This is a genomic window from Alishewanella sp. HL-SH06, assembly GCF_052656265.1.
In genome coordinates, this window is sequence record NZ_CP199752.1 from 1,367,001 (window position 1) to 1,385,279 (window position 18,279).

The following is an 18,279-nucleotide window of genomic DNA, read 5'->3' on the forward strand; positions in this document are numbered from 1 at the left end:
TTGCGTTAACGCTTTAATCGTGCAACTGTTCAATACGATAGCCGCGATCGGCCAGTAATTTTAATAGGCCATCTTCACCGACCATATGCAGTGCTCCCACTAATACCATCGTATCCTTACCTTCCAGTTGTGTTAGCGTATCCAGCCAAGCATAGTTGCGTTTTGCCAAGGTGATTTGATAGATCTCAGGGTTTTTTTTCATGTCATCAATGTATAGATCAGCCAATTGCTCAGCATGACCACTGCGCCAAGCGGCCTTCATTTGTGCCAACATGCTTTCGATTTTTTCTAAATCTTGTAAGGTTGAACTGATCACTTTGTTGGCGTCAATTTCATTTAATGCTGTCAGCACCGCCAGATGTTCATCGACCGTTTCTAACCCACTTATGCGCTTTTGCTGTTGCAAGCCTAATTGCAAATAGTGCATATCTACGCCGGTAGAAGCGGCACCAAGGCGTTGCAGTTCTTGTACTGAAATCATCATTGCGGCAAAAGCCGGTTTAAATTGTTCTATGGCAGTGAGTGGCCATTGCCGCTCTTTCGCCATGGCTTGCAGCTGCTGATACACTTTATTGGATAGCACATCTTTTAAGTTCTGCCCCGGCCGATAAGTGTTTTGAGACATCATCTTATTCATCCCTGCTGGGCTGGTAAGTTGTTGCATGTCGGTTTCAAAAATCAAATGCTGGCTGGCATTAAAGGCGGTATCAAAAGCGTTAGGGAGAGGGAAGTCGTTTTCACTGAGTAGATGCACTGTGCCAACTAAGTAAAACTGGGTTTGATCTTTACTCACTTGCCAAACAGAAGCGGCAAAGACCGCTTGGCTGACACCGAAAAACAGCAATAATCCAATACAAAGTAGTTGCCGCATAGCAAGCTCCTTCATTTAATATTAATATTAAGAGAAGAAGCCCGCCTTGTATTGTTACCACATCAAATCATCAGGAATTTGGTAAGCGGCATACGGATCTTCTTCATCGGCCTGTTCGACAGGGCGATCCTGTTGCACGATAACGCTTTCTGGTTGGCGCTGTGCAATTTTAGCAGCAATCGCTGCGGGCACTAACACATAGTTTTCACCCTGCTTAACGATCGCAAGTAAACCACGAGTTAATTCATTATGCAACTTGTTATTAACGTATAGCCGCTTAACTACTTTGCCGTCGGTAAAGTTAAAGGCCACTTCACCACTGGGCTTAATAGTATTGCTCGTTATTAATTGTGAAACTTGCGCCGCAATGGCTTTTTTCTGCAACAACTGTTCTTTTTGGCGGTTTAATTCTTGATCGCGTGCCACCTGCTCTTGGCGGCGTTGCTCGGCCAGTAAGGTGGCCTCGGCAACCACTTTTTGGTTTTTACCTGATTGCACACGTTGCTGATGTTGTTGCTTTTTTGCCGCTTTTAGTTTTTTCGGATCGGCTAAACCGGCTTTAAGCAGTTGCTCTTTAAAGGCATTACTCATGAGGTTACTCTTAACGAATTATGGGAATATTGCTTATACTAGCTCGACACAGGGCACTAACTCAAATCTGTCAGTTGAGGTATCATAGGTGCCTATCGTAAAGAGAGGTATATTTTGGTTTTTCAGGACTTAGGGCTGGACCCGCGATTATTGCGCTCGGTACAACATTTAGGCTTTGCCACGCCTACAGAAATTCAGCAAGAAGCTATCCCTGCAGTATTGGTGGGCCGTGATCTGATGGTCTCGTCAAAAACCGGTTCGGGTAAGACCCTGGCTTATTTGTTACCGATGATGCAGCGGCTGTTGAAAAGCCGCCCTTTGTCTAAGCAAGATGCCCGTGCGTTAATTTTGGCACCCACCCGCGAATTGGCAAAACAAGTGTATGCACAATTACGCTTGTTTGTGTCAAATACGCCTGTTACCGCAGCATTAATTGTGGGCGGCGAGAATTTTAATGATCAAGAGAAGCTATTAAAACGCCAGCCGACCGTCATAGTGGCGACGCCTGGGCGTTTTTTAGATCATCTAGAGCACAAGTCAGTGTTTCTGCAAGGCTTAGAAATGCTGATCTTAGATGAAGCAGATCGCATGTTAGACTTGGGCTTTATGCCGCAATTAAATGCCATTAACAAAGCCGCCGAGCATCGATTACGTCAAACCTTATTGTTTTCAGCAACCTTAGATCACACTGAAGTTGATGAGCTAACGGTTGCCTTATTAAAAAACCCGTTTCGGGTTGCCTTAGGCAGTGGGCATGAGCAGCACAGTGATATTCAGCAGCAATTTATGTTTGCCGATAACCTCACGCACAAAGAAGCCTTATTAGCACATGTGCTCAAACACGAGCCGGTGAAACAGCTCATTATCTTTACCGCCACTCGTGACGATGCCGAGCGCCTAGCGACCGTGTGTGTTGATAACGGTTTTAGCGCCATGGGCTTAAGTGCTCGGTTAAACCAAGGCCAACGTAATGCGGTGATGCAGCAATTCGCAGCCGGTAAATATCAAGTGTTAGTGACCACTGACTTAGCCTCGCGTGGCCTAGATTTACTGCAAGTGACTCATGTTATCAATTTTGACTTGCCAAAACACCCCGAAGAATATGTGCATCGGATCGGTCGGACGGGTCGTGCCGGTGCGAAGGGGCAGGCTATTTCCTTAGTCGGACCAAAAGATTGGGCATCACTGCAAAAAATTGAAGGTTTTTTACGCCGGCCTGCAGAATTTAGCGAGGTGGAAGGTTTAGTGGCGCGCTTCAAAGGCCCAACCGAGCCAGTAGAAAAAGCCGGTAAAGCGGCGGCGAAGTCAGCTAAAAGCACCACGAAAGCTAAACACTCGGGCAAGCCCAGCGCGAAAACGGTGAAAAAAGCCCCGGCGAAGGTGTTCTTCCAAGGTGGCGATGACGGCTCCGCGCCGGTGCGACGTAAAAAAACACCACAAGATTGATGGTTTTTTCCACATTACTGCTACACTGAGTAAGTAAGGCTTAGCAGTCCTTGCCGGAACGGCCCAACAGAAAACTATTTTCTGTTCGTCTCGGTATTTATATTGACCACTTAATCAGCATCCCTGATAATGCGGTCGAAGTAAGTATCAGCTCGATGACGTGGCCGGTATTATTTAAGTCGCCGGAATTTCGGCAAAATTTGTTAAAGTAAGAGAGTGTTATGTCACAGTTAATTTCTGGTACAGTTAAGTGGTTCAATGAAGATAAAGGTTTTGGTTTTATCGAGCGTGAAGGCGGTAAAGATGTGTTTGTTCACTTCCGCGCTATCAACGGTACAGGCCGTAAAACGTTAGTTGAAGGCCAACAAGTGACCTTTATCGTTACTGAAGGCCAAAAAGGCCCACAAGCTGAAAACGTAACTGTTATCGGTTAATTAGTAAAGATTTTAAAGAGCCGGCCTTAGCGCCGGCTTTTTTATTGCCGAATACCTTGCCTGAGTGACGCCTCTAAAAAGTGGTGCCTTCTAACGGTAGGGCTAATTGTTCATGACAAGCCGATTTAAAGCCCAGTTGTATGCCAATTAAGCGCACGCAGTGCTCTTGCCTGCGTTGCCAAGCCTGCGCTAATAGTTGTGCCAATAAGCGCGGATCTAAACGATGATATTGGGTTTCTACTGTGGTTTGCCGAAAATCACTGAATTTTAATTTCACGCCAATTTTTTGTAGTAATGCCGCTTTACCGCTTTGCGCTAAACGCTGCTCTAAGGTGGGTAATAACTGTAGCATTTCTTGTTCGGCTTGCTCTAAGTTCGCAATGTCGTTCGGCAATGTCTGTTCTACACCGATCGATTTACGTTCACGATCTTGCCGGACCGGGCGTTCATCAATACCTTGGCTGCGTTTAATTAACGTAGCGGCGAAGCTGCCAAAATGCCGAGATAACAAGGCAAGTCGCTCTGTACTGATCTCTTCACCTGGCTGACAAATATCACGGCAAAAATGAAATCCGAGTTTCGCAAGTTTCTCTGCGGTTTTTACCCCAACGCCGGGGATTTTGCGCAGGGCGAGTTGCAGAACAAAATCGTTGATAGCCTCAGGCGGGATCACAAATAAACCATCGGGTTTTTGTTCATCACTGGCGATTTTGGCGAGAAATTTATTGGGCGCTACCCCAGCAGAAACGGTTAAACCGGTTTCTGCTAACACTGTGCGGCGAATATCCGCAGCAATCAGCGTGGCGCTGGCTTTAAATTGCTTACAATCGGTGACATCTAAATAGGCTTCATCTAAAGATAGTGGTTCGACGTGCTCGGTATAACGGCGAAATATGCTTTGGATCTGTTGGCTAACGGCTTTGTATTTATCCATGCTACCGCGCATTAAGGTTAGATGCGGGCAACGCTTTAAGGCTTCATGTGTCGGCATGGCGGAGCGCACACCAAAAGCCCGAGCCGGATAATTGCAGGTGGCAATCACGCCGCGTTCAGATCGACTACCGCCAATAGCTAACGGAATATGCCGCAGGGCAGGGTTGTCGCGCATTTCAACCGCGGCAAAGAAGCAATCCATGTCTAAATGGATAATTTTTCGATGCGACATAATCCTGCTGCAAATAGCGCTGTATGAATAACCAGTAATTTACGCCCCTTGTAACACGTTGTAAAGCAAGTGGCAGTATTTCTGCACAGCCAGTAAGATTTTTTTAGACTCCATCTCATTTAGCTGTCTGGATGTCTGTTTTTTCAGTGCAAGAATTAAAAAATAAGAGTAGAATAACCAACAATTTTTAGACTGTTGTCAATCGATCAGCGTGGTAGCCGCGCGCAGGAGAAAGCATGTTAAAGCGTGAAATGAATATTGCAGATTTCGATCCGGAATTATGGCAATCCATGGTACAAGAAACTGAACGTCAAGAAGCCCATATCGAGCTTATCGCTTCAGAAAACTATGCCAGCCCTCGGGTATTGCAGGCGCAAGGTTCACAGTTAACGAATAAATATGCCGAAGGTTATCCGCATAAGCGTTACTACGGTGGTTGTGAATATGTTGATTTAGCCGAAGATTTAGCCATTGCTCGTGCTAAAGAATTGTTTGGTGCTGACTACGCTAACGTACAGCCACACTCTGGCTCACAAGCTAACTCAGCGGTATTTTTAGCGTTATTAAACGCTGGCGATACCATTTTAGGTATGAGCTTAGCGCATGGCGGTCACTTAACGCACGGTGCGAGTGTCAGCTCATCCGGTAAACTTTATCATGCTGTGCAATATGGCCTGCATCCCGAAACCGGCGTAATTGATTATGATCAAGCCGAAGCCTTAGCGCTAGAACACAAACCTAAGCTGATTATTGCTGGTTTCTCTGCTTATTCTGGTATTGTTGATTGGCAGCGTTTCCGTGATATCGCGGATAAAGTCGGTGCATACTTACTGGTTGATATGGCGCACGTAGCCGGTTTAGTGGCGGCGGGTTTATATCCAAACCCCGTACCTATTGCTGATGTCGTGACGACGACAACACACAAAACCTTAGCCGGTCCACGTGGTGGTTTAATTTTGGCGCGTAAAAACGAAGCCATTGAGAAAAAGTTAAACTCAGCGGTGTTCCCAGGCGGCCAAGGTGGCCCTTTAATGCACGTTATTGCGGCAAAAGCAGTAGCCTTTAAAGAAGCCTTACAGCCTGAATTTAAAGTGTATCAACAACAAGTGTTACTAAATGCCAAAGCCATGTGTGCTGAGATGATCTCTCGCGGTTATAAAGTGGTATCAGGCGGTACGGAAAACCACTTGTTCTTGATGGACCTCATCGACAAAGATATTACCGGTAAAGAAGCGGATGCGTGGTTAGGTTTAGCGCACATTACCGTTAATAAAAACTCAGTGCCTAACGACCCACGTTCACCTTTTGTGACCAGTGGCTTACGAATTGGTACTCCGGCTATTACCCGTCGTGGCTTTAAAGAAGCTGAAGCACGTTTAGTCGCCACACTGATTTGTGAAGTGTTAGACAGCCGTGGTGATGAAGCGGTTATTGCATCCGTCAGAGCCCGTGTTTCTGAGGTATGTAGCCGTTTCCCAGTTTATGCGTAAACTAAAATAACATGTTATGATGGCCGCAAATGCGGCCATTATTTTATCCGGCCATCTCAAAAAGTCCCGATAGGGTGATATAGAGAGCTCAGCATGTTTTGTCCCTTTTGTAACGCGGATGACACCAAAGTCATTGATTCTCGTTTAGTCGCCGACGGTCATCAAGTGCGTCGGCGTCGTGAATGTCTAGCTTGTCATGAACGTTTTACGACCTTTGAAGCTGCCGAACTGGTAATGCCGCGCATTATTAAGCGTGATGGTTCGCGTGAGCCTTTTAACGAAGATAAATTGCGCAATGGCTTATTGCGTTCGTTAGAAAAACGCCCTGTATCTACCGAAGAAATCGAACAGCTGATCCATAAAATTAAATCGCAATTACGTGCAACGGGCGAACGTGAAGTCGGTAGTCATTTGCTGGGTAATTTAATTATGGATGAGTTAGTTAAAGTCGATAAAGTGGCCTATGTGCGCTTTGCTTCTGTGTATCGCTCATTCAAAGATATTCGTGAGTTTGGCGAGGAAATTGCCCGCTTGGGAGAGAAGTAACGGTGTCCTTTTCAGAAGCCGATCATCAGTATATGACGCTGGCGTTAAGCTTAGCTGCGGCTGGGCGTTTCACCACCGATCCCAATCCAAATGTGGGTGCGGTGTTGGTGAAAAAAGCTCAGGTTATAGGGCAAGGCTATCATCGACAAGCGGGGCAGGGCCATGCCGAAGTGTATGCTTTACAACAAGCCGGCTCTGCAGCAGCAGGTGCGACTTGTTATGTCACGTTAGAGCCTTGTGCGCATTATGGACGCACCCCGCCTTGCGCCGAAGCGTTAGTGAAAGCTGGGGTCAGCCGGGTGGTGATTGCCATGTTAGATCCGAATCCACTGGTGGCAGGCAAAGGCGTCGCTATCCTCGAAAGCGCAGGGATCAGCGTGCAGCATGGTTTGCTTACGAACGCCGCCCGGGCGCTTAATCCGGGTTTTCTCAGTCGGATGGAACGTCAACGACCTTATGTCTGGCTCAAAATGGCCGCCAGTTTAGATGGTCGCACCGCGCTAGCTAATGGCGTAAGTCAGTGGTTAACCGGGGATGTTGCCCGTGATGATGTGCAGCAGTTTCGAGCGCAGAGCAGCGCGATTCTTTCTACTGCTAGCACCGTTTTAGCCGACAATGCCCGTTTAACGGTGCGACAAACCGCGAGCAATACCATTACTACTTTAGCCGATGGCGGCTTACGCCAGCCACTGCGCGTGATCTTGGATCGGCAACAGCGCTTAACCGGTACTGAAGCCTTATTTAGTCAAGGTGGTGCGGTGTTACTTTGCTATGACGCAGCACAAGCCGCAAAACAACTTAGCGCCAGTGCGGTTGCCGTAACGCAATGGCCTGCTGCATTGTTGCCATCAGGCCAATTCGATTTATCGGCTTTGCTTAAAGCGTTACATCAGCAGCAGATCAACAGTGTTTGGACGGAAGCCGGCAGTACGCTAGCCGGGGCCTTATTGCAGCAAGGTTTAGTCGATGAATTGATCTTGTATCAAGCGCCACTCCTATTGGGTGACTGCGCTCAACCCTTAGCGAAATTGGGCGATTTCCAACAATTAACCGAAGTACCGCATTTAACGCTGCTGGATGTACACCAACTCGGCAACGATATTCGAATTCGGGCGAAGCCCACTACAGCAACTGTTGCCAACCCAACAAAAGAGAGCTGATATGTTTACCGGTATTATTGCTGCCACAGGTCACATTAGCCGCTTAACCGTAAAAGGCGGCGATTTAGAAGTGCAGATCCATAGTGAGCAGTTAGATTTTAGCGATGTGCAGTTAGGGGACAGTATTGCCAGCAATGGGGTCTGTCTTACCGTTTCCCAATTGCTAGCTCAAGGTTTTGTCGCTGATGTATCCGCTGAAACACTCGCCTTAACCCGCTTTAGTCAGTATCAGGTGGGACAAAGAGTGAATTTAGAAAAAGCCTTATTAGCCACCGGTCGATTAGGTGGTCATCTGGTCAGTGGTCACGTTGATGGCGTAACCGAGCTGCTGCGTATTGAAAAAACCGCGCGCGCCTGGCAACTGTGGTTTGCTATGCCTGCGGCGTTAGTCCCTTATTTAGCGCATAAAGGTTCGGTAACCATTGATGGCGTTAGTCTAACCGTAAATGAATTAAGTGCCACAGCCTTTCGTTTAACGATAGTGCCGCATACGGCTGCGCAAACGACATTGCTGCAGTTGCAAAAAGGCAGCTTGGTCCATATAGAGGTGGATCTGATCGCGCGTTATTTAGAACGCTTACTCCATACTAAAACACCTGCCCCTACAACAGGTGTTGATCTGGCGTTGTTAGCGCAACGCGGGTTTTTATAAAGAAGGTTAGCTATGCAACTGAATACACCTGCAGAAATTATTGAAGATATCCGCCAAGGTAAAATGGTTATTTTGATGGATGATGAAGATCGCGAGAATGAAGGCGATTTGGTGATGGCCGCCGAGTATGTCACGCCTGCTGCCATCAATTTTATGGCAAAGTTTGGTCGTGGCTTAATTTGTTTAACCTTATCGAAAAAACGCTGCCAGCAACTCAACTTACCCTTAATGGTCGATGCCAATAAATCACCGTTTGCTACCAACTTCACGGTATCCATTGAAGCTGCAGAAGGCGTGACCACCGGTATTTCAGCGGCCGATCGCGCTAAAACAGTGAAAGCGGCTGTGGCGCGTGATGCTCGCCCAACAGATATTATTCAGCCAGGGCATATCTTTCCTTTAATGGCGCAAGATGGCGGTGTATTAGTTCGTGCCGGCCATACTGAAGCCGGTTGTGATTTAGCGCGGTTAGCCGGGCTGGAACCTGCAGCTGTGATTGTCGAAATCCTTAATGATGATGGCACTATGGCGCGCCGTCCTGATCTCGAAGTGTTTGCGAAAGAGCATGATATTAAAATCGGCACCATCGCTGATTTAATTGAATACCGTAACCTCAATGAAACCACCATTGAAAAAGTGGCGACTTGTCAGTTGCCAACCGAGATGGGCGACTTTGAATTAGTGACCTTTAAAGACACTATTGATAATCAGTTGCACTTTGCTTTAGTTAAAGGCGAGATTGTCGCTGATGAGCCAACCTTAGTGCGGGTGCATTTACATAACACCTTTAACGACTTATTGCTGACCACACGCGGTACCAATCGCAGTTTTCCTTTGCATACCGCCATGCAGCGCATTGCTGATGAAGGTGGCGTCTTGGTGTTGTTAGGTAAGCACGAAAGTACCTCAGAGCTAGTGCAGATGGTGCAACATTTTGAAGCAGAAGATAAAGGTGAGAAACCGCCAGTGGCACCTTGGAAAGGCACCTCACGAAATGTGGGGGTGGGTTCACAAATTTTAGCCAGTTTAGGCGTGAAGAAAATGCGCTTATTAAGCAAGCCGATTAAGTACCATGCGTTATCCGGCTTTGGTCTGGATGTAGTGGATTACGTTTCTGAATAAGGCTATGCCCGAGTGTCATAAATTATGCTATTATGCACGGCTAAATTTTGACGGCAGTTAAATAGTAAGGACAGGTCATGCAGGTAATTGAAGCAGGCTATGCAGCGAATGGTAAGAAAATTGCGATAGTAGTCGCACGCTTTAACGGTTTTATTGTTGAGAGTTTACTCAGTGGCGCCATCGACACTTTACGACGCGTGGGTAATATCGCTGAACAAGACATCACTGTTGTACGTATTCCTGGCGCTTTTGAGTTGCCATTAGCGGTACAACGTGTTGCTGCAACCAAGAAATATGATGCGATTGTGGCAATTGGTGCGGTGATCCGTGGTGGCACACCACACTTTGAGTATGTCTCTGGCGAGTGTGTCAAAGGTATTGCCCAAGTGGGTATGCAGTATGACCTGCCGGTGGCTTTTGGCGTTCTAACCGTAGACAGTATTGAGCAGGCGATTGAGCGTGCGGGTACTAAAGCCGGTAACAAGGGCGGCGAAGCAGCCATGTCGGCACTCGAAATGATCAATGTGCTTGCACAGCTGTAACAGGAAGCACAGATGAAACCTAACGTCCGTCGTCAATCTCGCTCACTCGCTGTACAAGGCATTTACAGCTGGCAAGTTAGCCACAACCCGATAGCTGATATTGAGCAGCAATTGTTATTGGAAAATAATGTTAAACATATTGATGTTGCGTATTTCCAAGACATTTTACGCGGTGTGGTATTACACCATTCCAAATTAGACGAAGCGATTAAGCCGTATCTCGAGCGCCCGTTCGAAGATATCGACTTGGTCGAAAAAGCGGTATTACGTGTTTCAGCCTATGAACTGAAGTATCGTTTAGATGTACCCTATAAAGTGATCATCAATGAAGCTATTGAATTAGCCAAAGCCTTTGCGGCTGATGATAGTCATAAGTTTGTGAACAGTATCCTGGACAAAGCGGTCAAGGTATTGCGTCCAAATTAATGGAGAAGCCGACGTCAGTCGGCTTTTTATACGCTATGGGTGAATTTGATTTAATCGCGCGATATTTCTCGAATATCGGTGTGAAGCGCACTGATGTCAGTATTGGTGTCGGTGACGATGGTGCGGTGTTACAGGTGCGTGATGGTTACGACATCGTTGTTACAACAGATACCATGGTTGCGGGGACTCACTTTTTTCCTGATGTTGATCCGCGTGCACTTGGCCATAAATTAGTGGCTGTCAATGTGAGCGATTTGGCCGCGATGGGAGCAGAGCCAACATGGTTATCGTTGGCGATGACGTTACCCTCGGCAGATGAAAGCTGGTTAGCGCAATTTGCTGCCGGTTTACATGAAACCGCTGAATACTATAATTGCCAATTGATTGGTGGTGATACGACACGTGGCCCGCTCAGTTTCAGCATGATGGCCAAAGGCCAAGTACCGCGTGGAAAAGCCATTACTCGCTCGGGTGCTAAGGTGGGTGATTATATATATGTTACCGGCACACTGGGTGACGCCGCCCTGGGCTTAAAGCTGGTGCAAGGGCAGTGCGAAATTAGTAAAAAGCATCAAGGGCATTTATTACAACGTTTTCATTATCCGTCGCCACGGGTTGCTTTAGGTCAGGCGCTGCGTAATACCGCCAGTAGCGCGATGGATATCTCTGATGGCTTGGCGGGTGATTTACCACATATCCTCCGTCGCTCGGCAGTAGGGGCTTATATTGATATTCAACGTTTGCCTATGTCGCAAGCGTTAAAAGACAGCTGTACAGCGGAAGACGCGATGCAACTGGCGTTATCGGGTGGTGAGGATTACGAGTTACTCTTTACCGTGCCAGAGAATCGTCGAGGCTCACTTGATGTGTTACTGTCGCCTTATGGCGTGCCAATCACCTGTATTGGCAGGATCACAGGGGCGGTGGGTAAACTGGAATTAAAAAGCGGTGAACAGCCTTATGCTTACCAACATCATGGGTTTCAACATTTTCTATGACAACAGCAAATAGCAAAGCCAAATTTCAGCTGGGTAAATGGCAACATTTTTTAGCATTAGGCTTTGGCAGCGGTCTAGCCCCAAAAGCACCGGGTACCTTCGGTACTTTGGCGGCATTGCCGTTGGTTTGGTTACTAAGTTTGGCCGGACAAGCTTGGCTATTGCTGTTTATCCTATTCGGTAGTTTGCTGGGTATTTATGTGTGTGGCAAAGCCGCTGCCGATGTAGGGGAACATGACCACGGCGCCATAGTTTGGGATGAAATTATCGGTTTTGCCTTGACCATGCTCTTGGTGCCCATCAGCTGGCAAAGCTTGTTACTGGGCTTTATTTTGTTTCGGTTGTTCGATATTTTAAAACCTTGGCCCATCAGCTGGTTTGATCGCAGGGTACACGGTGGTTTCGGTATTATGCTGGATGATTTACTGGCCGCGTTACCTGCTTTAGCCATCTTGCATCTATTGGTTTACCTGTCATGGTTAAACTAAGGGCTGTGACCACACCATAATCACAATGACCAAGGAGGGCTGCATGTCTCGTTTTCTGTTCATCATCTTTGTTTTGATGTGTCAGAGCGCTTTGGCGGCCCCACCTTCCGTGTATGACTATGATCTGAAGCACTGGACCAGTGCCGAAGGCTTATCAAGCAATTCTGTTCGAGCGATCACGCAAGATAAACTTGGCTATATCTGGCTAGGTACTCTGTATGGTTTAAACCGCTTTGATGGCCAACATTTTGAAGTATTTAGTAATGAAACCCATCCGAAGTTAGCCAGTAATGCGATTACGCATTTACTGACCGACAGTGAGGGTAAAATATGGATCGGTACCAAATCGGGTTTGTCGGTGTTGGATCCTGCCACCCTAGAATTACAACGCTTACCGATTTACAGTGAAGTGACTTCGTTGCTTGAAGTAACACCAGGTGAAATTTGGGTCGCCGCCGATCAATTATTTAGTGTGCAGCAAAATAAGGTACGCCGCGTCGAGCAAGTTAAAGCAGTGGTCAGCCAATTAGCCCAAACCAATGAGCAAATCTGGGTGATGGCCAGCGATTATTTGCATCAGCGCGCGGCCGACGGCAGCTGGCAACAATTCGCCTTGCCGCTTGTATTAGCACAAAACCCCGTGTACGACTTAGCATGGACCGATAACGGTTTACATATCGCCAGTGAAAACGGTTTATTTCGGTTACAAAGCGACGGTGAAATTACCGCGCAGTCACTACCTGACGACACCATGGCACCGGTATACCGCTTGTTACAAGATAATACTGGCGCGCAATGGCTTTCTTCTTATCGTAAACTATTTTTTCAATCTCCCGGACAAGCTTGGCAAACGGTTACGGTTGCCGAACTTGGCAGTTCACCTTGGTTTAGCCAGGTATTTCAAGATAAAGAGCATAATATTTGGCTAACCAGTTTTAGCGATGGCATTTTTATGGTCAATCGCAGTCAAATTCGTCGATTAGTTCCGGGAAGCGATCCTATTATTCGCAGTGTCTCACTGACACCTCAAGGTAAGCTGTTATTAGCCAGTCAAAGCGAAGTGGGCTACTTAGACATGGCTGAACGTTTTCAGCCCTTGATCTCTGCCGAACAATTGCAAGGGCAAACGGTACATGATCTCCATTGGCCTGGCCCTGAGCAGCTATGGCTGGGGCTGGAGCGCGGTTTATACCAATATGATGTAAGAACGGCCCAGCTCAGCGTGTTATTTCCCCAGTTACAAGGCCAAGCCGTTAGGGTGGTAAAACCGGCGGAGCAGGGCGGCATTTGGATCGGTAGTCTTAATGGTTTATATCATGCACAAGATAATGTTTTAACCTTACTTCCCTTTAACGCCGAATTAGAATCTAAACAGATCACCACTTTAAGTCAGCATAAAGGCCAAGTATTGTTTGGAACCAGTCGTGGTTTGTACCGTTGGCAAAATGCACAATTAACTCGTTTAGGCATCGGCAGTGCCCTTTATAACGCTTATATTTTAGCGACATTAGTGTTACCCGATGGCACTGTGCTGGTGAGTACTTTAGATGATGGTGTGTATATTCAAAGGCCCAATAACGCGTGGTTACATTTGCACAGTGGTAATGGCTTATTACATGGCCCTGCCTTAAGTTTTTATTTTCACCAGCAGTCGGGTTGGCTCTGGTTGAGTACGCATAAAGGGATCTTTCGTTTACGCGTCGACAGTTTGCCTCAAGCCGCCAATGAAGGGTTTCGTTTAGAAGAAGTGCTATCGCCCTACGATAGGCAGATGGGCTCGTTAACCAGCCGTTGTTGTAACGGTGCAGGCCAGTCTAAAGTAGCGTTCTGGCAGCAACAGCTATGGTATCCAACATTACGCGGTTTGGTTGCGGTACCTGAAGAATTGGATAGTACTACCCCCAAGACATTAAGACCCATTTTGAAGAAAATCAGTGCTCAGCAGAGTTATCCGCTGTCGGGTCAACAACTGCGGCAAGTTTTGGAACGGCAAGAACGCAATCTGACTATCAGTTATTCAGCGCTTGAATATACTCGGCCTGATAGTGTGATTTTTCGTTATCAGTTAATGGGCTTTGATCAGCAGTGGCAAGAAGTGGTCGATCGGCGCGAAGCAGTCTATACCAACCTGCCACCTGGCAACTTTACCTTTAAATTACAGGTAAGGTATAACTATCAACATTGGCTGGATGCCCAAGAAACGCAAATTCAATTGGTGATCCCACGCCGCTTTGATGAAACCTTGGTGTATCGCTTGCTGTGGCTCTGTTTGTTATTGTGTTTGTTTTATGGCTTATTTTGGCTTTATCGGCAAAATAACTTACATAAACAGGAGCAATTAACCAGTTTGGTGCGACAACGAACCCAAGAATTAGAAAACACCAATCAAAAGCTGAATGAATTGAACGAGCAACTCAGTCAATTAACGCATCGTGACACTACCACCGGCTTACGTAATAAACGCTTTATGTTTGAGCAGCTGCCTAAAGATATCGAGCACTTTCAGCGCAATCGTCAAGCGTTAACCGAGCAGGGTAAAACCATTGCTTTGTTGCTGCTTGAACCTGATCATTATCAGCAAATTCTTTTAAAGTATGGCGTTAGCACTGCGGATAGTTTGTTACAACAATTAAGCTCGTTATTAAGTCGAGAAACACGCGGCTCAGATTATGTGGTACGTTTTGTCGATGCACGTTTTGTTGTGGTGTTTCGTGATATCGCGCAAGAGTTGGTGGCATCATATAGTTGCCGGTTGCTAGAACAGATTGCGGCCAGTCATTTTACTTTGCCCGATGGTGAAGTGGTTAATCTAACCGCGTCTGGCGGTTATGCACTGTATCCATTACCTTTACTCGGTGGCCAGTTGTTGAATTGGGAAAGCTCAATGCAATTAGCCGAGCAGGCATTACTGCAGTTAAAAGCTCAAGGTTTAAGCGCGGTGGTGGGCAGTTTGGCTTTTGCCAGTCAATTGGATGCGTTTGAATTTGAAGAGAGTGTTGATTTACCGTTGCAGATTCATCGCTTGTTAGCTGAAGGGTTGATTTGGTTAGAGCAGCATCGGCTTTAGCAAGGCTTTTGCAAAGACGACACCCACGTTTTGGGTGTCGTTTGTCTAGCGCTGACTACTCTTGTTTTAATAAACGCTGCGCTTGTGCCAAAATACCGGCACTGTCTAAGCCTAACTCTTGATAAATCTCTTGTTGCGTACCGTGTTTAATAAACTCATCTGGTAAGCCCAAGTTGAGGATCTGGCCTTGATAATGTAGCTGCACCAAGTACTCATTTACCGCAGATCCAGCACCGCCCATAATGGCGTTATCTTCAACAGTCATCACGTAGCTGTGATCCACAGCTAATTGCTGTAACAGTGCAGTATCTAATGGCTTAACAAAGCGCATATCAACTAAGGTGGCGCCAAGCGCTGTGGCCGCTTGCTCACAGGCGCCAAGCAGTGGACCAAAGGCCAAGATAGCCAATTTTTTACCGCGCTGTACCACTTTTGCTTTACCCAGTGGTAATAACTCCATCGTTGTTGCGGCCGCTTGATTGTTACCGCTACCTCGTGGATAGCGAACGGCGGCCACCCCGTTATGTTGATAGCCGGTATAAAGCATTTGCCGGCATTCATTTTCATTGGATGGCACCATAATGGTGATATTGGGAATGCAGCGTAAAAAGCTGATATCAAAAGCACCTTGGTGAGTTGGGCCGTCAGCTCCTACAATGCCCGCGCGGTCAATGGCGAACAACACATCTAATTGTTGCAGCGCCACATCGTGGATCAGTTGATCGTAACCGCGTTGTAAAAAGCTCGAGTAAATAGCCACTACTGGTTTTAAGCCCTCAATAGCCATGCCTGCGGCCAGCGTCACTGCGTGTTGCTCGGCGATGGCGACATCAAAATAGCGCTTAGGAAAGCGTTTTGAAAACGCCACTAAGTCAGAACCTTCTCGCATGGCAGGGGTTATACCTTGGAGCCGCTCATCTTGCTCTGCCATATCGCAGATCCACTGGCCAAATATATTGGAAAAGGTTGGAGCACTGGCTTTTTTAGCCGGTTGCGTTTTAGCAGCAGGATCAAATTTTGCGACTGCATGATAACCAATCGGATCAGCTTCGGCAGGGGCATAGCCCTTACCTTTTTTCGTGACGATATGCAGTAGCTGAGGGCCTTTAAGCTGGCGCATATTGCGAATGGTATCGACCAAGCCCAATACATCATGACCATCAATTGGGCCGATATAATTAAAGCCAAGCTCTTCAAAGAAGGTACCGGGTGTTACCATGCCTTTAAAGTGTTCTTCAGCGCGGCTGGCTAACTGATGTAATGGTGGCATGTTGCTGAGAATTTTTTTGCCGCCTTCTCGCAAGCTAGTATAAAAACTGCCCGATAAAATGCGGGCAAAGTATTGGTTTAACGCGCCAACGTTCTCTGAAATAGACATTTCATTGTCATTTAAGATCACTAGCATGTCCGGTTTAATTTCACCTGCGTGATTTAAGGCTTCAAATGCCATACCTGCTGTAATGGCGCCATCGCCGATAACCGCAACAACTTTACGTTGATTCTTAGCTTGTTGTGCTGCCACTGCCATGCCTAAGGCTGCGCTGATGGAAGTACTGGAGTGGCCTACCGATAACACGTCATAGACACTTTCTTCCCGATACGGAAAAGGATGCAGGCCTTCTTTTTGGCGGATGGTATGCATTTGATGACGACGACCCGTGAGGATCTTGTGTGGGTATGCCTGATGACCTACATCCCAGATCACCCGATCAAAAGGCGTGTTGTAAACATAGTGCAGGGCAACAGTCAGTTCGACGGCACCTAAACCTGAGGCAAAATGACCACTACTTTGGCTAACGGTTTTTAATAAAAACTGCCGCAGTTCATGGCTCAGTTGGGGTAAGGTTTCCTGAGGTAATTGCCGAAGTTCATCGGGCAAATTAGCCTTAGTTAACAGTGGATATTCCGTCATATCAATTTGCATAACAAATGCCTATGTTAAAACTTTCTGGCAATAATATAGTGGGCAAAGCGTGCAAGCTCAGCCGTATCGTAGGGTAGCCGTTCGAGGGCGGCAAGGGCTTCTTGATAAAGTTGTGCCGCTTTATCTTTGGCGCCCGCCAGCCCCAATAAGGCCGGATACGTAGCTTTGTTGGCTTTAAGATCAGAACCCTGTGTTTTTCCTAAAGTGGCCGTGTCGCTTTCAATGTCCAGAATATCGTCCTGCACTTGAAAGGCCAAACCTAGCGCACTAGCAAACTTTAACAAATCCAGCAGGATTTGTTCATCTTCTACCGGGCTGGCGTAATAGGCTAGTTTAACTGTGCTTTCAATTAATGCACCCGTTTTTAAACGATGCATTAACTCTAATTTCTCTAAGGTGATTTTTTGATTGGTTTGTGCCAAGTCTATCGCTTGGCCGGCACACATGCCGGTGGCGCCTGCTGCTTGTGCTAGCGTTTTCACCATTAACACCTGCCGACGTGGGCAAACCTGTTGGTAATCATGACTGCTCAATAGCTCAAAAGCAAAAGCTTGCAGTGCATCTCCGGCTAAAATCGCCGTGGCTTCACTATAAGCTTTATGGCAAGTGGGTTTGCCGCGGCGTAAATCGTCATTATCCATGGCCGGCAAGTCGTCATGAATTAATGAATAACTGTGGATCGCTTCAATTGCCACTGCTGGGGCATCGAGATCAGACAGTTTAGCACCTAACATTTGACCTAGGCTGTATACCAGAAAAGGTCGAACCCGTTTGCCACCCAGCAACAAACTGTAAGCCATGGCATCATGCAACAAGAAGTTCGTCGGAACTGTTGTAGCAAGCGCCTGTTGCAGTTGTTGTTCCACCCGCTGCTGAAATAGCGATAGACTGGTTGGGGCCAAGGTTAGTCTCCTGTTTGCGGCTCAAACGGCTGCAAAGGTTCAGGTTGTTGTTGTAACAAAATCTGGACTTTTTGTTCCGCCGCGTGCAGTTGCTGCTGACTGTGTTTGACCAAACTGATCCCACGCTCAAATTGACCTAAGGCTTGCTCTAAAGACAGCTCACCCTGTTCCAACTGTTGGACGATGTGTTCGAGTTCTTGGATGGATTGTTCAAACTGACCTGGGTCTGCAGATTTTTTACTCATATTATTCCCCAAAAAAACTGTGCGCAACCTTATCGTAGCAGGCTATTATGGTCAATGAAATTGCGTATAGTAACGACTAAATTGGTATTCTTTGCTGATTTATTGCTTAATGATTCAGAGTTAAGGTCGATAACTAGTTTGCAGCTGATATAAAATAACTAAAATTAAGATTCAAAAGCCAGCCCCGGCACTGTTTTGGAAGGAGTAGGA

18 protein-coding genes are annotated in these 18,279 nt (G+C 46.8%); 12 read left to right on the plus strand and 6 right to left on the minus strand.

What is annotated here, in order from left to right; translation table 11 throughout:
• Positions 1-13 precede the first annotated feature (13 nt).
• Together ACUJFK_RS06360 and ACUJFK_RS06365 are read right to left on the minus strand one after the other, a co-directional pair.
• Positions 14-871, minus strand: coding sequence for a TraB/GumN family protein (locus ACUJFK_RS06360; RefSeq protein ID WP_445426383.1), 858 nt, complete (start codon positions 869-871; stop codon positions 14-16).
• A gap of 54 nt (positions 872-925) precedes the next feature.
• Positions 926-1,462: a DUF2058 domain-containing protein gene (locus ACUJFK_RS06365; protein ID WP_226749820.1), complete on the minus strand. Its 537-nt coding sequence runs from the start codon at positions 1,460-1,462 to the stop codon at positions 926-928.
• A 114-nt stretch (positions 1,463-1,576) separates the two neighbouring features.
• On the opposite strand from ACUJFK_RS06365, the gene ACUJFK_RS06370 reads away from it, so the two are divergent.
• Both ACUJFK_RS06370 and ACUJFK_RS06375 read left to right on the plus strand, forming a co-directional pair.
• On the plus strand, positions 1,577-2,908 hold the full coding sequence (locus tag ACUJFK_RS06370; protein WP_445426384.1) for a DEAD/DEAH box helicase: 1,332 nt from the start codon (positions 1,577-1,579) through the stop codon (positions 2,906-2,908).
• Between the two features lie 221 nt (positions 2,909-3,129).
• Positions 3,130-3,342: a cold-shock protein gene (locus ACUJFK_RS06375; protein ID WP_226749822.1), complete on the plus strand. Its 213-nt coding sequence runs from the start codon at positions 3,130-3,132 to the stop codon at positions 3,340-3,342.
• A 73-nt stretch (positions 3,343-3,415) separates the two neighbouring features.
• On the opposite strand, the gene dinB is transcribed toward ACUJFK_RS06375, so the two are convergent.
• Positions 3,416-4,507, minus strand: a complete 1,092-nt coding sequence (gene dinB, locus ACUJFK_RS06380; protein WP_445426385.1) for a DNA polymerase IV — start codon at positions 4,505-4,507, stop codon at positions 3,416-3,418.
• 236 nt (positions 4,508-4,743) lie between these two features.
• Here dinB and glyA point away from each other — a divergent pair, with 236 nt between their 5' ends.
• The 10 genes from glyA to ACUJFK_RS06430 all read left to right on the plus strand — a co-directional run bounded on the left by glyA (position 4,744) and on the right by ACUJFK_RS06430 (position 14,998).
• Positions 4,744-5,997 (plus strand): serine hydroxymethyltransferase, encoded by a 1,254-nt coding sequence (glyA, locus tag ACUJFK_RS06385; RefSeq protein ID WP_226749824.1) that lies wholly within the window; start codon positions 4,744-4,746, stop codon positions 5,995-5,997.
• Between the two features lie 93 nt (positions 5,998-6,090).
• On the plus strand, positions 6,091-6,543 hold the full coding sequence (nrdR, locus tag ACUJFK_RS06390; RefSeq protein WP_226749825.1) for a transcriptional regulator NrdR: 453 nt from the start codon (positions 6,091-6,093) through the stop codon (positions 6,541-6,543).
• Between the two features lie 2 nt (positions 6,544-6,545).
• Positions 6,546-7,703 carry a bifunctional diaminohydroxyphosphoribosylaminopyrimidine deaminase/5-amino-6-(5-phosphoribosylamino)uracil reductase RibD gene (gene ribD / locus ACUJFK_RS06395; protein ID WP_445426386.1) on the plus strand — a complete coding sequence of 386 codons (1,158 nt, stop codon included), beginning with the start codon at positions 6,546-6,548 and terminating at the stop codon, positions 7,701-7,703.
• Between the two features lies 1 nt (position 7,704).
• A complete protein-coding gene (locus ACUJFK_RS06400) occupies positions 7,705-8,355 on the plus strand; it encodes a riboflavin synthase (protein WP_445426387.1) in 651 nt (216 codons plus the stop codon).
• Positions 8,356-8,367: 12 nt separating this feature from the next.
• Entirely contained in the window at positions 8,368-9,477 is a 1,110-nt protein-coding gene (gene ribBA / locus ACUJFK_RS06405; protein ID WP_236128578.1) for a bifunctional 3,4-dihydroxy-2-butanone-4-phosphate synthase/GTP cyclohydrolase II, read from the plus strand.
• A 77-nt stretch (positions 9,478-9,554) separates the two neighbouring features.
• Complete coding sequence (gene ribH / locus ACUJFK_RS06410; RefSeq protein ID WP_226749829.1) at positions 9,555-10,019, plus strand: 6,7-dimethyl-8-ribityllumazine synthase; 465 nt, start codon at positions 9,555-9,557, stop codon at positions 10,017-10,019.
• 12 nt (positions 10,020-10,031) lie between these two features.
• On the plus strand, positions 10,032-10,445 hold the full coding sequence (nusB, locus tag ACUJFK_RS06415) for a transcription antitermination factor NusB (protein WP_226749830.1): 414 nt from the start codon (positions 10,032-10,034) through the stop codon (positions 10,443-10,445).
• 35 nt (positions 10,446-10,480) lie between these two features.
• Complete coding sequence (thiL, locus tag ACUJFK_RS06420) at positions 10,481-11,443, plus strand: thiamine-phosphate kinase (protein ID WP_445426763.1); 963 nt, start codon at positions 10,481-10,483, stop codon at positions 11,441-11,443.
• Positions 11,440-11,931, plus strand: a complete 492-nt coding sequence (locus ACUJFK_RS06425; RefSeq protein ID WP_445426388.1) for a phosphatidylglycerophosphatase A family protein — start codon at positions 11,440-11,442, stop codon at positions 11,929-11,931. Before thiL ends, ACUJFK_RS06425 begins: the two co-directional genes overlap by 4 nt.
• A 43-nt stretch (positions 11,932-11,974) precedes the next feature.
• Entirely contained in the window at positions 11,975-14,998 is a 3,024-nt protein-coding gene (locus tag ACUJFK_RS06430) for a two-component regulator propeller domain-containing protein (protein WP_445426389.1), read from the plus strand.
• 55 nt (positions 14,999-15,053) lie between these two features.
• Here the strand turns inward: ACUJFK_RS06430 and dxs are convergent, their stop codons facing one another.
• Genes dxs through xseB form a run of 3 tightly spaced genes read right to left on the minus strand, consistent with a single transcriptional unit; the run spans position 15,054 to position 18,069 of the window.
• A complete protein-coding gene (gene dxs / locus ACUJFK_RS06435) occupies positions 15,054-16,922 on the minus strand; it encodes a 1-deoxy-D-xylulose-5-phosphate synthase (RefSeq protein ID WP_445426390.1) in 1,869 nt (622 codons plus the stop codon).
• A 14-nt stretch (positions 16,923-16,936) separates the two neighbouring features.
• A complete protein-coding gene (gene ispA, locus ACUJFK_RS06440) occupies positions 16,937-17,824 on the minus strand; it encodes a (2E,6E)-farnesyl diphosphate synthase (protein WP_226749834.1) in 888 nt (295 codons plus the stop codon).
• A 2-nt stretch (positions 17,825-17,826) separates the two neighbouring features.
• Positions 17,827-18,069 (minus strand): exodeoxyribonuclease VII small subunit, encoded by a 243-nt coding sequence (gene xseB, locus ACUJFK_RS06445; protein WP_229584958.1) that lies wholly within the window; start codon positions 18,067-18,069, stop codon positions 17,827-17,829.
• Between the last annotated feature and the right edge of the window lie 210 nt (positions 18,070-18,279).

What these genes read in the sequence shown, in the direction of transcription:
- ribH (WP_226749829.1), top strand. Translation starts at nt 9,555, where the DNA reads ATGCAGGTAATTGAAGCAGGCTATGCAGCGAATGGTAAGAAAATTGCG.
- glyA (WP_226749824.1), top strand. Translation starts at nt 4,744, where the DNA reads ATGTTAAAGCGTGAAATGAATATTGCAGATTTCGATCCGGAATTATGG.
- ACUJFK_RS06375 (WP_226749822.1), top strand. Translation starts at nt 3,130, where the DNA reads ATGTCACAGTTAATTTCTGGTACAGTTAAGTGGTTCAATGAAGATAAA.
- thiL (WP_445426763.1), top strand. Translation starts at nt 10,481, where the DNA reads ATGGGTGAATTTGATTTAATCGCGCGATATTTCTCGAATATCGGTGTG.
- ACUJFK_RS06430 (WP_445426389.1), top strand. Translation starts at nt 11,975, where the DNA reads ATGTCTCGTTTTCTGTTCATCATCTTTGTTTTGATGTGTCAGAGCGCT.
- nrdR (WP_226749825.1), top strand. Translation starts at nt 6,091, where the DNA reads ATGTTTTGTCCCTTTTGTAACGCGGATGACACCAAAGTCATTGATTCT.
- nusB (WP_226749830.1), top strand. Translation starts at nt 10,032, where the DNA reads ATGAAACCTAACGTCCGTCGTCAATCTCGCTCACTCGCTGTACAAGGC.
- ACUJFK_RS06425 (WP_445426388.1), top strand. Translation starts at nt 11,440, where the DNA reads ATGACAACAGCAAATAGCAAAGCCAAATTTCAGCTGGGTAAATGGCAA.
- dxs (WP_445426390.1), bottom strand. Translation starts at nt 16,922, where the DNA reads ATGCAAATTGATATGACGGAATATCCACTGTTAACTAAGGCTAATTTG.
- ACUJFK_RS06400 (WP_445426387.1), top strand. Translation starts at nt 7,705, where the DNA reads ATGTTTACCGGTATTATTGCTGCCACAGGTCACATTAGCCGCTTAACC.
- ribBA (WP_236128578.1), top strand. Translation starts at nt 8,368, where the DNA reads ATGCAACTGAATACACCTGCAGAAATTATTGAAGATATCCGCCAAGGT.
- ACUJFK_RS06360 (WP_445426383.1), bottom strand. Translation starts at nt 871, where the DNA reads ATGCGGCAACTACTTTGTATTGGATTATTGCTGTTTTTCGGTGTCAGC.
- ACUJFK_RS06365 (WP_226749820.1), bottom strand. Translation starts at nt 1,462, where the DNA reads ATGAGTAATGCCTTTAAAGAGCAACTGCTTAAAGCCGGTTTAGCCGAT.
- dinB (WP_445426385.1), bottom strand. Translation starts at nt 4,507, where the DNA reads ATGTCGCATCGAAAAATTATCCATTTAGACATGGATTGCTTCTTTGCC.
- xseB (WP_229584958.1), bottom strand. Translation starts at nt 18,069, where the DNA reads ATGAGTAAAAAATCTGCAGACCCAGGTCAGTTTGAACAATCCATCCAA.